This is a genomic window from Acidimicrobiales bacterium (assembly GCA_040219515.1).
Taxonomy (GTDB): Bacteria; Actinomycetota; Acidimicrobiia; order Acidimicrobiales; family Aldehydirespiratoraceae; genus JAJRXC01.
Genome location: JAVJSI010000005.1, coordinates 100,267 through 115,234 on the forward strand (window position 1 = coordinate 100,267; position 14,968 = coordinate 115,234).

14 protein-coding genes are annotated in these 14,968 nt (G+C 67.6%); 12 read left to right on the top strand and 2 right to left on the bottom strand.

The window, feature by feature from the left end; translation table 11 throughout:
- Positions 1–18: 18 nt before the first annotated feature.
- The 4 genes from RIB98_02965 (at position 19) to RIB98_02980 (ending at position 5,085) form a co-directional block, all read left to right on the top strand.
- A complete protein-coding gene (locus RIB98_02965; GenBank protein MEQ8839915.1) occupies positions 19–936 on the top strand; it encodes an ABC transporter ATP-binding protein in 918 nt (305 codons plus the stop codon).
- Positions 933–1,724: a hypothetical protein gene (locus RIB98_02970; GenBank protein MEQ8839916.1), complete on the top strand. Its 792-nt coding sequence runs from the start codon at positions 933–935 to the stop codon at positions 1,722–1,724. The genes RIB98_02965 and RIB98_02970 overlap by 4 nt, the downstream gene beginning before the upstream one ends.
- Before the next feature lie 85 nt (positions 1,725–1,809).
- The gene (locus RIB98_02975; GenBank protein ID MEQ8839917.1) at positions 1,810–4,194 is read left to right on the top strand and encodes a CoA transferase; all 2,385 of its coding nucleotides are present in this window, start codon (positions 1,810–1,812) and stop codon (positions 4,192–4,194) included.
- Entirely contained in the window at positions 4,195–5,085 is an 891-nt protein-coding gene (locus RIB98_02980) for an alpha/beta hydrolase (GenBank protein ID MEQ8839918.1), read from the top strand.
- A 51-nt stretch (positions 5,086–5,136) separates the two neighbouring features.
- Here RIB98_02980 and RIB98_02985 read toward each other — a convergent pair whose 3' ends face one another.
- Together RIB98_02985 and RIB98_02990 are read right to left on the bottom strand one after the other, a co-directional pair.
- Complete coding sequence (locus tag RIB98_02985) at positions 5,137–6,129, bottom strand: DUF6174 domain-containing protein (GenBank protein MEQ8839919.1); 993 nt, start codon at positions 6,127–6,129, stop codon at positions 5,137–5,139.
- A 126-nt stretch (positions 6,130–6,255) separates the two neighbouring features.
- Positions 6,256–7,560: an inositol-3-phosphate synthase gene (locus tag RIB98_02990; GenBank protein ID MEQ8839920.1), complete on the bottom strand. Its 1,305-nt coding sequence runs from the start codon at positions 7,558–7,560 to the stop codon at positions 6,256–6,258.
- 69 nt (positions 7,561–7,629) lie between these two features.
- On the opposite strand from RIB98_02990, the gene RIB98_02995 reads away from it, so the two are divergent.
- From RIB98_02995 to RIB98_03030, 8 genes are all read left to right on the top strand, one after another.
- Complete coding sequence (locus RIB98_02995; GenBank protein ID MEQ8839921.1) at positions 7,630–8,493, top strand: LysR family transcriptional regulator; 864 nt, start codon at positions 7,630–7,632, stop codon at positions 8,491–8,493.
- Positions 8,494–8,538: 45 nt separating this feature from the next.
- Entirely contained in the window at positions 8,539–9,009 is a 471-nt protein-coding gene (locus tag RIB98_03000; protein ID MEQ8839922.1) for a MaoC family dehydratase, read from the top strand.
- 38 nt (positions 9,010–9,047) lie between these two features.
- Positions 9,048–9,851, top strand: a complete 804-nt coding sequence (locus tag RIB98_03005; protein MEQ8839923.1) for a hypothetical protein — start codon at positions 9,048–9,050, stop codon at positions 9,849–9,851.
- Positions 9,848–11,404 carry an alpha/beta hydrolase gene (locus tag RIB98_03010; protein MEQ8839924.1) on the top strand — a complete coding sequence of 519 codons (1,557 nt, stop codon included), beginning with the start codon at positions 9,848–9,850 and terminating at the stop codon, positions 11,402–11,404. Before RIB98_03005 ends, RIB98_03010 begins: the two co-directional genes overlap by 4 nt.
- A gap of 20 nt (positions 11,405–11,424) precedes the next feature.
- A complete protein-coding gene (locus RIB98_03015; protein MEQ8839925.1) occupies positions 11,425–12,213 on the top strand; it encodes an SDR family oxidoreductase in 789 nt (262 codons plus the stop codon).
- A 2-nt stretch (positions 12,214–12,215) separates the two neighbouring features.
- Complete coding sequence (locus RIB98_03020; GenBank protein ID MEQ8839926.1) at positions 12,216–12,809, top strand: NUDIX hydrolase; 594 nt, start codon at positions 12,216–12,218, stop codon at positions 12,807–12,809.
- A gap of 255 nt (positions 12,810–13,064) precedes the next feature.
- Positions 13,065–13,739 carry an MIP/aquaporin family protein gene (locus tag RIB98_03025; protein MEQ8839927.1) on the top strand — a complete coding sequence of 225 codons (675 nt, stop codon included), beginning with the start codon at positions 13,065–13,067 and terminating at the stop codon, positions 13,737–13,739.
- The gene (locus RIB98_03030) at positions 13,736–14,917 is read left to right on the top strand and encodes an amidohydrolase family protein (GenBank protein MEQ8839928.1); all 1,182 of its coding nucleotides are present in this window, start codon (positions 13,736–13,738) and stop codon (positions 14,915–14,917) included. Before RIB98_03025 ends, RIB98_03030 begins: the two co-directional genes overlap by 4 nt.
- Positions 14,918–14,968 lie beyond the last annotated feature (51 nt).

Below are 14,968 nucleotides of genomic sequence, written 5' to 3' on the forward strand. Positions count from 1 at the left end.
CACAGGTGAAGGAGACAGGTGATCGGTTCCGGCGCGACGACACCTGTGATCGAGACGCACGCGCTGACGAAGCGCTTCGGATCTCTCACTGCGGTCGACCATGTCGACCTCCGGGTCGAGGTCGGAGAGGTGTTCGGGTTCCTCGGACCAAATGGGGCGGGGAAATCGACGCTGATCCGTCTCGTGCTCGATCTGATCAGGCCCACCAGCGGCTCGGTGCGGGTCTTCGGTCTCGACTCGCGAGATGATGCCGCCCGGATCCATCGTCGGATCGGTCTCGCACCCTCCGAACCGGCGTTGCCACGTGATCTCACCGCCGAGCGCTACCTGGCCTTTCGCGACGATCTCCGTGGGATCGACACCAGAGCCCGCCGAGCCGAGCTGGCCGACCGGCTCGGCGCCGATCTCCGCCGACGCATCGGTGAGATGTCCACGGGTAACCAGCAGAAGGTCGCCCTCATACAAGCCCTGGCCCACGAGCCGGAGCTCATCGTGCTCGACGAACCGAGCCGCGGTCTCGACCCCCTGGTCCAACACGCGTTGCACGAGATCCTGCGGGCGAGTGCGGAGTCAGGGGCGACGGTGTTCCTTTCCTCGCACAGCCTCGCCGAGGTCGACCGCACCGCAGATCGGGTCGGAATCATTCGCGACGGACACCTCGTCACGGTGGAGGCGCTTGCCGAGGTCAAGGCCAAGGTGGCGCACACCGTCGAACTCGAGCTCACCGGACCGGCCGAAGAGGATTGGTTCGACTACGTCGACAACATCGACGAGGTGCACGTGTCGGGAACCCACGTCACCGCACGCGTGCGAGGCTCGGTCGATGCGTTCCTGCGCGTTGCGATCGACCGCAGCGGGGTTCGCCGCGTACGTAGTTCCGAGGGCGACCTCGAGGACGTGTTCCTCGGGTTCTATCGATCGGAGGCCGACGAGTGACCGTTGCGCTTGTCATCGCCCGCCGATTTCTCACCGAACGGCGACTCCTGGTCGGAGGTGTCGCGCTCGGCGCTGCGGTGAGCCTTGCGCTGCAGATCGGCATGTACCCGAGCCTCCGCGACAGTCTCGGTGAGATGACCGAGGCGCTCCCCGAGGCGTTCACGCAACTCGTGGGAAGTGAGGAGTTCGCCTCCCCGGAGGGATTCCTGCAGGCCGAGGCCTACGGCACGATCGGTCCGATCCTCGTGATCCTCGTGGCGATCTCCATGGCCTCGTCGGGCCTTCCCGGCGCCGAGTCCTCGGGCCGAATGGCGATGCTGGCCACCTCGTCCGCCACACGCCGTTCGATCGCGCTGGGTGTCTGGCTCTCGTTGCTGGGCGCGATCAGCGTCGTCGTAGGGGTCTATTGGGTCACGACGGTCGTCGGGTCAGCGGCGGGTGGACTTGAGATCGGGGTGGGCCGGTTGACGGCTGCGGCGGTTTCGCTCTGGCTTCTCGGCGCCGCGGTCGGGGCGCTCGCATTCGGTGCGGGTTGCGTGACCGGGCGGCGCGGCCCGACCGTCGGTGGCTCGGCCACCGTCGCCGTGGCCAGCTTTCTCGTCTACGGCCTCTTCCCGCTGTCGGATCGGCTGGCTCCGGCCCGGCGTTTGTCCCTCTGGTTTCCCTACGCCGACCACGAACCGTTGGTGGGCGGGTTCGATCCGGCCCACGCCTCGACGTTGGCCGCGATCGCGGCGCTCGGCGCTGTCGTGGGGGTGTGGGCGTTCGAACGGCGAGACCTCGGATGAATGCGGTCCCATACCCTCGCGTCGTGTAGGTCCGAGCCCGGAGGGCGATCTACGATCCTGGACGAACTGAGCAACAGGGGGACCCGTGCCGCGTCGACCACTCGTCGGAATCCGAGTCGTAGATCTCACAATCGAACGAGGTGAACTCTGCGGGCGACTCCTGAGCGACCTCGGCGCCGAGGTCATCCGGGTCGAGCCGCTCGGTGGTTCGCCCTCGCGTGCGATGGCGCCGCTCGATGGTGACCACTCGTTGTTCTGGACGTTTCGCAATGCCGGAAAGCTCGGCGTCGAGCTCGATCTCGAAGCCGACTCCGGCCGCGATCAGCTCCACGAACTGCTCGCCCACAGCGATGTCGTGCTGGTCTGCGACGAGCCCGGCACCAAGGACGGCACCGGTCTCGATGCCGCGGAGCTCGCCGAACGTCACCCTCACCTGATCGTCACGAGCCTCACCGCCTACGGCCGCACCGGTCCCTACGCCGGTCGCGACGTGCCCGATGCAGTGATCGAGGCCACCGGGGGCATGGCCTTCAAGGCGGGCACCCACGAGGGCGGCCCGATCCTGCCGCCTGGCCTCATCGGCGACGACACGGCGAGCCTCATCGGCGCGTGGGCGGTGCTGTGCGCGCTGTGGCAGAGGGAGGACTCCGGTGCCGGCCAGCTGATCGATCTGTCGGTCAACGAATCGCTGGCCCAGATCACCGATTGGTCGTTGTCGAACTGGAGCCGCGCCGCTGACGCCGGTTCTCCGTCGCTCGAGATGCGGGCCGGCCCTGGCCCCGTCTACACGATCATCCCCTGCGCCGACGGCTACGTGCGTCTCGTGGTGCTGAGTACCCGTCAGTGGCACGCCATCCGGGCGTGGCTCGGCGAGCCGGAGTACCTCCAGGACCCCGATCTCGACGGATTCGTCGGACGCATGATGATCGCCGACGCAGTGCTCAACCCGCTCTACTGCGAGCTTTGGGCCGAGATGTCGATGCTCGACGTCTGTGAGGAAGCGCAGCGCCGCGGCATCGTCTGCACGCCGATCCTCAAGCCCAACGAGGTGCTCGACAACCCCCACCTCGCCAGTCGTCACACGTTCGACGAGGTCGAGCTCGACGACGGGCGCACCATGAAGCTGCCGTCGGGATGGTTCGAATTCGACGGCGAGCGCGTGGGTCCCACCGGTCCGCCGCCGCACGTCGGTCAACACAACGACGAGGTCTTCGCGAACCTCGGCGATGCGCGTCCGGCTCCGGCCGCTCCGCTCGACCCTGCGCCGCCACTGGCGGGGATGAAGGTGATGGACTTCGGACACGGCGGGGTCGGCGTGGAGACCGGCCGGATGTTCGGCGAGTACGGCGCCGACGTGGTGAAGATCGAGAGCCGCACCTATCCCGACTTCATCCGAGTCGTCCTCGGCGGCGAGATGTCGCCCTCGTTCGCCTCGTCGAGTCGGAGCAAGCGGTCGCTGGGCGTCAACGCCAAGACCGATCGCGGCATCGAGTTGCTGCGCCAGATGGCTCGCGACGCCGATGTCGTCATCGAGAACAACTCCACCGGCACCATGACCGCGATGGGACTCGGCTACGAGGTGATGAAGGGCGAGAACCCCGACATCGTGATGATGTCGAGCCAGCTCATGGGTTCTCAGGGCCGCTGGGCCGACTGGCTGGGCTACGGACCCAACACCCAGGTGACCGGGGGAATGACCCACCTGTGGAGCTACGAGAACGACCCGGAGCCGGCCGGCAGTCAATCGATCTTCCCCGACCACTTCGCGGGTCGCACCGGGGCCGTGGCCGCGCTCGCCAACGTGCTCGGAAATCGCCGCAACGGTGGCGGCGGCACCCATGTCGAGGTGTGCCAGGTCGAACAGGTCGTCGGGGTGATGGGAGATCTCCTCGCCAAGGAATCGCTCGACCCCGGTTCGGTCGTCCCCCGGGGCAACCATTCCGATCACGGCACGCCGTGGGGGCTGTTCCCGACCGCGGGCGACGACAAGTGGGTTGCCGTGTGCGTGCGCAGCGATGCCGAATGGGCGGCGCTGGTGGAGGTCATGGGTTCGCCCGACTGGGCCGATCCCGCCATGTCGACCGCCGACCGTCGCGCCGCCGAGAACGACATCGAAGCCAAGATCGCGGAGTGGACCGCGACGATGACGAACGACGCGGTCACCGAGGCATGTCTGGCCGCCGGTGTTCCCGCCGGGCCGATGCTGACGGGCGCGACCCAGTCGGTCGATCCACACCTCGAGGCGCGCGGCTATCTGGTCAAGCTCCAGCAGCCGCCGATCGGCGGCATGATCTTCGAGGGCGGGGGATTCCACGCCAGTGCGATGATCGGCCCCGACATCTTCCCGGCGCCCGGGCTCGGACAGCACACCCGTGAGATCGCCGCGGACTGGTTCGGGCTGCCCGATGACGAGATCGAGTCGTTGGTGGCCGACGGCGTGCTCGAGACCGATCCGCCCCACGGCGCCTGAGTGCGCCGGCGTGTCGCCCTCGCCGTTCTGCTACTCGCAGTGCTCACCTCGGCGTGTGCGACCGACGGTGGGAGCGGCAACAGCGATGACGCTGCGAACGACCGCACGCAGGATGCCGTGACACGGCGGGTCGCCTACGACAACGACCCGCTCCAGTTCGGCGACCTCACCGTGCCGGCGGGAGAAGGTCCCTTCGCCGTCGTGGTGTTCATCCACGGCGGCTTCTGGCGCAACGGTTTCGGCCTCGACCTGGCCGAACCGCAGGCCGCGGATGCCGCTGATCGGGGCTATGCAACCTGGAACGTCGAGTACCGCCGAGTCGGTGATACCGGTGGTGCGTACCCGGGAACGCTGCTCGACATCGCCTCTGCCATTGATCATCTCGCCGTGCTGGCCGACGAACATCCGCTCGACCTCGATCGGGTTGCGATCGTCGGCCACAGTGCCGGCGGGCATCTCGCCCTGTGGGCCGGTCAGCGAGCGCAGTTGCCGTCGGGGGTGCCCGGCGCCGACCCGGCGGTCGTGCCGTTGATGGTCGTCGGCCAGGCTCCGGTGGCCGACTTGGCCGGCAACCTGGACCTCGGTGGTGGTGCGGTCGTGGGCTTCATGGGCACCACGCCGGCGGCTGATCCGGCCGCGTACGACATCGCCGATCCGGCGCGGCTCCTGCCGGTCGTGGCGCCGCAGCTGATCGTGCAGGGCAGCGACGACACGATCGTGCCCCCCGACCGTGCCGAGGCCTACGTCGCCCTCGCCGAGTCCTCCTCGGAGCCGGGAAGGGTCGAGCTGGAGTCGTTCGCCGGCGCCGACCACTTCGATGTCATCGACCCCGCCCACCCCAGCTGGCAAGCCGTCCTCGCCCACCTCCCCCCACCCCAACCCCCAAATTGAGGCGAGTTCACCACCGCTGCGGTGGTGAACTCACACCAAGTTCGTTGGGGATCAGCCGGCGAAGCAGCCCCAGGCGGGGTTGGTGAGCGCAATGTCGTCGAGGGTGAGATCGGCGGGTGAGATGTCGTCGAGGGCGTTCACCCCCTCGGTGGTCGTCTTGGCGATGGTGCCGGAGAGGGTCGCAGTCACCTCGGTGCCGCCGCACGAGGCGACATCGGCGAGGTCGGTGTCGACGGTGACGGTGCCGTCGACGATCGTCCATGTGTCGGTGACGGCCGGGGTCGGCTCGTCGGGCTCGAAGACATCGTCACACCAGTTGGCAAAGAGGTCGGTTCCTGCCGTGATCGTCGCGGACCAGTCCTCGGTGATCGCCAGATCGATCGGAGCCGACAGATCGGGTCCGTCGGCCGCGCTGCCGGTCCACGAGATGACGAGGGCCAGGCTCTGGTCGGCGTTCCCCTTGGCGAACAGGTAGCCACAGCCGTAGTCGTCGACCAGTGCCGCCGCGGTGGGCACGACGGCCGACGCGTCGGGGTCGTACGGGGTCAGCGAGGTCACCTCCACGCCGTGTTCCTCGTCAGCGATCATCTCGTCGACGTCGACCCAGTAGCGCACCACCGCGCCGGTCTCGTCATCGAAGTCGAGGTCGAGGGTGTGGTAGCCGTCGGCGATCGCGGCGTCGATCTCGTCGAAGAGCGTCTCCATGGAACGCGGGCCGGGGTCGTAGAACGATTCTTCGCCGACGGGCTCGTGTCCGACGACGTCACCGTCGACCACCGTGTTGACCCAGTTGGTCTCGGGGCAGAAGCACAGTTCCGACGTGGCGAGTCGATACGACGTCAGCCCGTTGGCGGCCCACCGGTCGCGGGCGGCGGCGAGTGAACCCTCGGGCGTGTCGAGATCGACCGGCGCCGCCGTGGTCGTGGTCGTGGTCGTGGTCGTTGTGCCGTCGCCGGGTGCGCCGGCCTCGGTCGGGCTCGCATCGTCACCGCAGGCCGCGGCGAGCAGCATCACTGAAAGGAGGCAGGGAAGGATTCGTCTCATGCCCATTTCGACGTTCCATCGCCGACCCGAGTTCCCCACCCATCCCAAATTGAGGCGAGTTGACCACCGCAACGGTGGTGAACTCGCCTCAATTTGCAAGGGGATCTGCAAGGGGAAGCGCTCGGGTCAGCCGGCTTCGGAGTGGGTGACGGCGGGTTCGCCCATCCACTCGCGCAGGGTGTTCTTGAGCTTGGTCTGCTGGATGAACAGGTCCTGCTCGGCGGGCACACCGTCGACGGCCGACTGCGGTGCCTTCAGGTAGAACGACAGCCATTCCTGCACGCCGGACTCACCGGCGCGGTGGGCGAGGTCCATGAACAGCGCGAGGTCGAGGACGATCGGGGCGGCGAGGATCGAGTCACGACACAGGAAGTCGATCTTGATCTGCATCGGGTAGCCCATCCATCCGAAGATGTCGATGGCGTCCCAGCCCTCCTTGTTGTCACCACGCGGCGGGTAGTAGTTGATGCGCACGACGTGGTCGATGTTGCCGTAGAGGTCGGGGTAGACCTCGGGTTCCAGGATCTTGTGGAGCACGCCGAGCTTCGACTCCTCCTTGGTCTTGAAGTTCTCCGGGGCGTCGAGGACCTCGCCGTCGCGGTTGCCGAGGATGTTGGTGGAGTACCAGCCGCGCAGACCGAGCATGCGGGCCTTGAGGCCGGGGGCGATGAGGGTCTTCATCAGCGTCTGGCCGGTCTTGAAGTCACGACCGGCGATCGGCACGCCGTTGCGGTGGGCGAGCTCGATCATGCAGCGGAGGTCGGTCGACAGGTTCGGTGCACCGTTGGCGAACGGCACGTTCGACTGGAGCGCGGCGTAGACGTAGATCTGGCTGGGGGAGATGTTCTCGTCGTTGGCCTTGAGCCCCGCTTCGAACGACTCGATCGTGTCGTGGACGGCGCTCGGCTCCTGGAACGCCTCGGTCGAACCGCACCACACCATCACCATGCGGTCGCAGTCGTTCTCGGTGCGGAAGGACTCGATGTCGGCGATCAGCGCCTCGGCCTGGTCCCACATGTTGGTCTCGCTCTTGACCCGGGTGCCGTCGAGGCGGCTGACCCACTTCTGGTCGAAGACGGCGTCCATGGCGACGATGCCCTCCATCTCACTGGAGATCGGGGCGAGGTCCTTCTCCTCGAGGACGCCGCAGGTGCGGGCGGCCTCGAGGGCGTTGGCCGAGATCGGATCCCAGCCGCCGAAGACGATGTCGTCGAGCGACGCGAGGGGAGCGAAGTCCTTGATCAGGGGGTTGTTGCCCTCGTCGCGGGTGCCGAGCCGGATGTGGGCCATCTGGCTGACCGACCCGAGAGGCGGTTGACCGTTCTGACGGGCGGCGAGCACGCCGGCGATGAAGGTGGAGGCCACGGCGCCCATGCCGGGTGTGAGCACACCGAGCTTGCCGGTGGCGGGGGAGATGTCTCGTGCAGTCATGGCCCGATGATAAGTAGACATTCATCATCGGATCAGACAGTGAAGCAAGTCTGAACTATCGTGCACGGGGTGCGTACCGCCCTACCCGACCTCAGCATCCGTCAACTCGAGTACCTGGTGGCGGTGGCCGATGGTGACAACTGGGCGGCGGCGGCGGCCGAGGTCGGCGTGAGTCCATCGGCCCTCTCCCAGGGCCTGGCCGAGCTCGAGCGACGCGTGGGCGTACCGCTCTTCGATCGCGACGGTCGCCGCCGGGTCGTGCGTCCCGGCGCGGCGGAGGTCCTCTCCCACGCCCGCCAGGTGGTGGCGCTCACCGCCGATCTCGCGAGCTGGGCCGACCGCACCCGTGCCGGCGGTTCGGGGCGACTTCGGGTGGGCATGATCGACGCCGCCGCGGTCGGTCACTTCAGCCCGCAGCTGCGGGCGTTTCGCGCCGCGCATCCCGACCTCGAACTCCTGCTGACCGTCGGGCCGTCAGGTCAGATCCTCGATGACCTCGAGTCGGGTCGCATCGACATCGGCGTCTGTGTCGAACCCGATCGGTCTCGGCGTGGCCTCGATGTGGTCCCGCTGCTCACGGAGGACATCGCCGTCTACTCACCCGACGGGCGTCGGCCCCGCCGTCCCGAGACATGGGGTCCGTGGGTCGTGTTCCCCGAGGGCTCGCACACCCGTGAGCTGATCCTGGCTGCCCTCCGAGAGCTCGGCGCGCCGATCGAGATCGTCGCCGAGTCACATCAGCCGGACGTGCTGCGGGCCATGGTCGGCCTCGGGCTCGGGTGGACGGTGCTGCCCGTGATCCAGGCCGAGCAGGGCACCGATGCCCTGGTCAACGGTCGGGTGATCGGCAGCCGCGATCTCGTGGTCGTCACCCGCTCGGGCGCACCGGCCGACCCTGCGGCTCAACTGTTGCTGGCGGCCCTGGCCGCATAGAGTCCGGTCGTTCCCAGTGAGACGGACCAGGTTCGGAGAGACACAGTGAGCAACGCAGCGAAGGCCTTCGAGGCGCTCAAGGCCCACGAAGGCGAGGACGAGGGCCACGGCGACTGGTTCGAGATCACGCAGGATCAGATCAACCAGTTCGCCGATGTCACCCACGACCACCAGTTCATCCACATCGATCCCGATGCGGCGGCACCGCTGTTCGGCGGCACGATCGCCCACGGGTTCCTCACGCTGTCGATGCTCGTGCACCTCACCGAGTCGATCGAGCAGGATCTCCCGCCGCTCGCCGGCATCATGATGGGCATCAACTACGGATTCGACAAGGTGCGCTTCCTCAACCCGGTGAACTCGGGTAAGCGGGTGCGGGCCCACAGCGTGATCAGCAAGGTCGAACTCAAGGGTGCGGCGATCAACAGCACCCGCACGATCACCGTCGAGATCGACGGCGTCGAGAAGCCGGCCCTGATGGCCGAGTGGATCGGCCGCCTGGTCTTCGACAGCTGACAACGACGCACACGACAGCAGAAACAGGACAGGCAACGATGAACGATTACCCGATTCGCGTCGGCTCGATGCTCTTCACCATGGTGGACCCCGAGAAGGGCCACGAGGTGGAGTACAACCGTTGGTACGAGCGCGACCACTTCTATGCCGGTTGCATGATCGGCCCACAGCTCTTCGCCGGCAAGCGGTGGGTGGCCACGAAGGAGCTGAAGGATCTCCGGTTCCCCCGGGGCGACACCGCAATGGCCGCACCGGTCGAGAAGGGCTCCTACCTCGCCATCTACTGGGTGCTCGAGGGCAAGCACGACGAGCACTTCCAGTGGGCCCGTGATCAGGTGGTGTGGCTCTATGCGAACGGCCGCGGCTTCCCCAACCGACACCACGCCCACACGGTGCTGCTCGAGAAGCCGTCGTCGCACTATCGCGACGCCGACCCGGTGCCGATCGAGCTGGCCCTCGACCACCCCTACAAGGGACTCGCCGTGCTCACGGTCGACCCGGCCGAGGGCGTCTCCGACGAGCAGCTCAAGGCGTATCTGTCCGAAACGGCGCTGCCCGCGCTCATGAACGGATCCGGAGTGGCCAGTCTTGCGTCATGGCACTACCAGCCCACCGGTTCGGGCGACACCGACGGCGCACCGATGGATCTCGGCGTGCCCGCCGGCCCGGTCGAGCGCAACGTGCAGCTCTTCTTCCTCGACGAGGAGCCGACTGCGGTCTGGGATCGGTTCCACGCCTACGCCGACGCGCTGGCCGAGAGTGGGATGGGCACCGTGACCTTCGCCGCGCCGTTCCTGCCGACGATCGTGGGAACCGACACCTACACCGACCAGCTCTGGTGAACGCGCGGGTCGCCGCCCTGTTCGTGGCGGCGACCCTGCTCGCGTCGGCCTGCGGCGACGCCGAGAGCTCACCGCCGTTGTTGGTCACGACCACGACGTCAACCCCAACGACGCCCCCCGAGTCGACGACGCCCCCGGTCGCCGGCGGGTCGGTGCGACCGGTGGAGCAGGTCGACTGTCCGGCTGCACTCGAACGCAGCAACGGGGGCGCGCTGGCGTGTGGCATCGTCACGGTGCCGATCGACCGCGACGACCCGTCACTCGGCGCCACCTCGATCACCGTGGCCACCCTGGCGGGGACCGACGAAGAGACCACGACGCCGCTCGCGGTGCTGCAGGGAGGCCCCGGTGGCGCCAGCACGGGCCTGGGCGCCTGGCTCCCGCAGCAGGCGTTCACCCAGGTGTTCGTAGACCAGCGGGGAACCGGCTTCGCGGGGCCGGACTTCGACTGCCCTGAGGTCGACGAGGCAATCCTCGCGACCCTGACGGTCGACTCCCTGACGGCGATCGACGTTGCGGATGCGGCCTACGACGAGTGTGCGCGCCGCCTCGGTGACGACGTCGTTCTCGCCCACACCGACAGCGTCGCCCACGCGGCCGATGTGGTCGACGTGATGGCCTCCCTCGGCTACGCCGAATGGGTGGTCTACGGCGTGAGCTACGGGTCGACGATAGGGCTCGAGGTACTCCGGAGTGGCCCGCCGGGTCTCGTCGGCGCCGTGCTCGACGGGGTGTATCCGACCGACCTGGACACCGATGCCGGTGTGGTGACGTCGGCCGAGCGCGCGGTGGACCAGATCGACGCGGCGTGCGCAGCGGACCCGTCGTGTGCCGCGTTCGTCGCTCCGGATGGCTTCCGCGACGTCCTCGAACGGGTGATGGCCGATCTGGCCGTCTCGCCGATGAGCATCCCGGTGGGCACCGACGAGATCGGTGCCGCGACCACGGACGGCGAGATCGAAGTGGTGCTCGACGGCGCCCGCGTCGCCGAGCTCTCGTTCCTGCTGATGTACCACGAGTCGCTCCTGCGATTCCTGCCGGCCGTCGTCAACGACCTCGACCAACGCAACGAGGCTGCGGCCGATTGGCTGGTCCGGACCGGCGCTCGCCAGATCGTCTCGTCACAGGCGGCCAATGACGAGGGCACCTACTTCGGCGTGCAATGCCACGATCGCCTTCCGTTCACCGACGGACCCGGAGACGATCTCCCGGCATTCGGCGCAGCGGTGGCTGCGGTCTCGCTCGCACGCCTCTGCGCGGGCTGGGACCGCGAACCGGCGCCGCCGTCGGCGGACGACGCCGTCCGCAGTGCAACACCGACGCTGTTGCTCTCGGGTGAGTTCGACCCGATCACGCCTCCGGCCTACGCGACGGATGTCGCACGCGGGCTCGGTCGATCGATCGAGGTGGTGCAGGGCGGACGAGGCCACGGCATCTGGTACGGCAGCGACTGCATCGCGAGCATCGTCGAACGGTTCACCGCCGACCCCGATGCCGTGCTCGACACGGCGTGTGCCGACACGCCCGTCGAGATCGAATGGGCAGCGCCCTGAGGGCATGGCAGGATCGCCCCATGATTCTCGACGGCAAGACGGTAATGGTCATCGGTGTGGGGCCCGGGCTCGGCTACTCCTGTGCCGCAGCTGCCTTTCGCGACGGCGCGAACGTGGTGATCGTGGCACGCAACGAGGAACGCCTCATCGCCGCCGCCGACGCACTCGACCCGAGCGGCGACCGCGTGGCGGCCGCCTCGGCCGACATCATGGACCAGGCTTCGCTCGAGGCCGCGGTCGCTGTGGCGACCGACCGGTTCGGCGGGCTCGATGCCGTCATCAACGTCGCCGCGCTCGACACCGCACACGCCCCGTTCACCGAACTGGACGACTCCACGCTGCTAAAGAACCTCGAAGTCAACGTGCTCGGCGCTGTGCATGTGGTGCGCGCCGTCACGCCGGCGTTCGAGGCGCGAGGGGGTGGCTCGGTGGTGCTGATCGGCTCGCAAGCGTCGCTCAAACCCGTCGATCTCATGCCCCAGTCGGCCTACGCGTCGGCGAAGTCGGCGCTGCTCGCGATGGCCCGCGACATGGCCGCCGAGCTCGGTCCGCGGGGCATCCGGGTCAACACGGTCATCCCGACGTGGATGTGGGGACCCAACGTGAAGATGTACTGCGAGTGGCAGGCCGGCGAGCGCGGCTGCACCGCCGAGGACATCCGCGACGAGATCGCGCAGGGAATGGCCCTTCGCAAGATGCCGACCGACGCGGACGTCGCCGAAAGCGCAGTGTTCTTCGCGAGCGATCGAGCCAGCATGATCACCGGTCAGCGGCTGCTGGTGAACGCCGGCGAGTTCTACGACACGTGAGTGTGCCGGTCGTTCCGGCGGCCTCGGTGCTGATCGTCGACGACCGTCCCGACCTCCACGTGGTGATCGGTCGGCGGCGCCCCGGGTCGATCTTCGTCGGCGGTCTCATCGTGTTTCCGGGCGGTGGGGTCGACCCCGAAGATCGCAACTCGGCAGCGCGTCGGCGGGTTCCCGCCGGCGTGGTGCCGGAACTGGGCCGCAAGGAAGGGGCGGCGTTTCTCCACGCCGCCATTCGGGAGACGCAGGAGGAGGTCGGCCTCGACATCGCCGGTCCGCACCCGGTCGAGCCCGGCGACTTCCCCCATGTCGGTCACTGGATCACGCCTGTGGAAGCCCCCCGCCGGTACGACACGCACTTCTTTCTGGCCCGCCATCGCGGTGGCGCGGTGGTCGCGGACCAGGAAGAACTCACCGACGCCTGGTGGGAACGGCCGGCCGACGCCCTGCGAAAGATCGACGGCGGCGAGCTCGAAGCGATTCTTCCGACCATCGAATTCCTGCGGTCATTGTCGGCATATCGCAACGTGAGCGACGCATTCGCCGGTGCCGCTTGTGGAGAACGACGGGACCATACGAACGGCTGGACCAGCTTCTGATATCGGCTATCCGGAGGGTTTTCCCCAGAAGTTTGCCGTTGTGTTGCAATTCGTTTGCCGAGCATTGGGAAATTCTGCAGGTCATGCAGTAAGGTCGCCGTGGGTTGGATGTCGAACGGATGCAGGGCCGAACGACATCGATCCGGGAGCGCGAGCTCCCGTCCCCCTCCAGGGAAACTGGGGCCCGGTCGACGGCACACGCCGACCGGGCCCGAGCCTTTTTGTCGCCCCCCAGACTCGAGGAACGGCCACCGGATGTCCACTGACGCGAGCAGCGCCGATCGGGGCCGCCGATACCTCGCCGAGTTCATCGGGACGGCGTTCCTGCTCATCGGCGTGATCGGCTCCGGCATCATGGCGCAGAACCTCATCGAGACCGATGTCGGCATGCAACTACTGGCCAACGCGGCAGCGACCGTCGGCGTGCTCTACGCGATCATCTTGATGTTCGGGCCGGTGAGCGGCGGCCACTTCAACCCGGCGGTCACGATCGCCGATGCATGGCTCGGCAACCGGGCGTGGTCCGACGTCGGCCCCTACGCCGTTGCGCAGATTGCCGGCGGCGCGCTCGGCACTGTGCTCGCCAATCTGATGTTCGATCTCCCGGCCGTCGATCTCAGTCACCAGGACAGGGGCGCGGCGCACCTGTGGCTCGGTGAGGTGGTCGCCACGTTCGGACTCGTGCTGCTGATCTTCGCGCTCGTGCGGACCGGCCGCGCACACTTGGCTGCGGGGGCGGTCGCGGCCTACATCGGCGGGGCCTACTGGTTCACCTCGTCGACGTCGTTCGCCAACCCGGCCGTGAGCGTCACCCGCACACTGTCCGACACCTTCGCCGGGATCGAACCGGCATCGGCACCGATGTTCATCGTGATGCAGCTGCTCGGAATGGCCTTGGCGGTGGCGGCAGTGCGAGTCTTGTACCCGTGACTGCCACCGAGACCAGCCCCGACCTCTTCGAGCGCTTCGAGGTCATCGACGTCGACACCCACGTGACCGAACCTCCCGACGTGTGGACCGCTCGCACGCCGACCGCGATGCACGATCGCGTGCCCCACATCGAACGCATCGACGGCAACGACGTCTGGATGTGCGACGGCGAACGGATGGGACACCCCGGCTACTACTCGATGGCCGGATTCGACGGGATCATGCCGCTGAAGGTCCCCGCGACCTTCGACGAGATCGATCCGGCGATGTACGACCCTCATGCCCGCCTGAAGTTCATGGACGAGCAGGGCATCCGGGCGCAGGTGCTCTACCCGAACGTCGGCGGCTTCGGCAATGCCTACTTCATGAAGCTGGGTGACCCCGATGTGGTTCGTGCCTGTGTGCGGGCGTTCAACGACTGGATCACCGATTTCACCTCGGCGGACCCGAACCGCCTGATCGGCGTCACCGCCGTACCGTTCTGGGACATGGACTTCGCCCTCGAGGAGATCGAGCGAGGCATCGAGGCCGGACACCGGGCCATCAACTTCTGCAATCAGCCCCAGGACCACGGCATCGCCCCGCTGGCGTCGACGCACTGGGATCCGATCTGGACGGCTGCGCAGGAGGCGGGCATCTCGGTGAGCTTCCACGTCGGCGGCGGCTCGATGGGCACGCAGTTCCAGGACACCGCCGACATGGGCTGGATGACCAACTTCGCCAAGGTGTCGTCGCTCATCTTCCTCGACAACATGCGCTGCATCGCCGACCTGCTCTTCGGCGGAGTGTGTCACCGCTTCCCCGACCTGAAGCTCGTCTCGGTCGAGTCGGGTGCGGGCTGGATCCCGGGGGCCATGGAGTCGTTCGACTGGCAGTGGCAGAACGGCGGCGTGCGCCGTGAGCACCCCGAATACGATCTGCTGCCGTCGGAGTACTTCCGTCGCCAGATCTACGGCTGTTTCTGGTTCGAGCAGGAGGCGGCCCGGTTCGCGATCGATCGGTTCCCCGACAACATCATGTTCGAGACCGACTATCCGCACCCGACCTGCCAGCATCCCGGACCGGCCACTCCCGCCCAGTTCCCCCGCGACTACGCGACCGGCGCCTTCTCGTCACTCGACGACACCGTCCTGCAAAAGGTCTTCCACGACACCGCCGCATCCCTCTACGGCCTCTAACCGTTGCCTCCGGGACTTCGGCGCAGCCGACCTCTGAGCAACGCGTCGCGT

What these genes read in the sequence shown, in the direction of transcription:
- RIB98_03005 (MEQ8839923.1), top strand. Translation starts at nt 9,048, where the DNA reads ATGAACGATTACCCGATTCGCGTCGGCTCGATGCTCTTCACCATGGTG.
- RIB98_02985 (MEQ8839919.1), bottom strand. Translation starts at nt 6,129, where the DNA reads ATGAGACGAATCCTTCCCTGCCTCCTTTCAGTGATGCTGCTCGCCGCG.
- RIB98_03015 (MEQ8839925.1), top strand. Translation starts at nt 11,425, where the DNA reads ATGATTCTCGACGGCAAGACGGTAATGGTCATCGGTGTGGGGCCCGGG.
- RIB98_02990 (MEQ8839920.1), bottom strand. Translation starts at nt 7,560, where the DNA reads ATGACTGCACGAGACATCTCCCCCGCCACCGGCAAGCTCGGTGTGCTC.
- RIB98_03025 (MEQ8839927.1), top strand. Translation starts at nt 13,065, where the DNA reads ATGTCCACTGACGCGAGCAGCGCCGATCGGGGCCGCCGATACCTCGCC.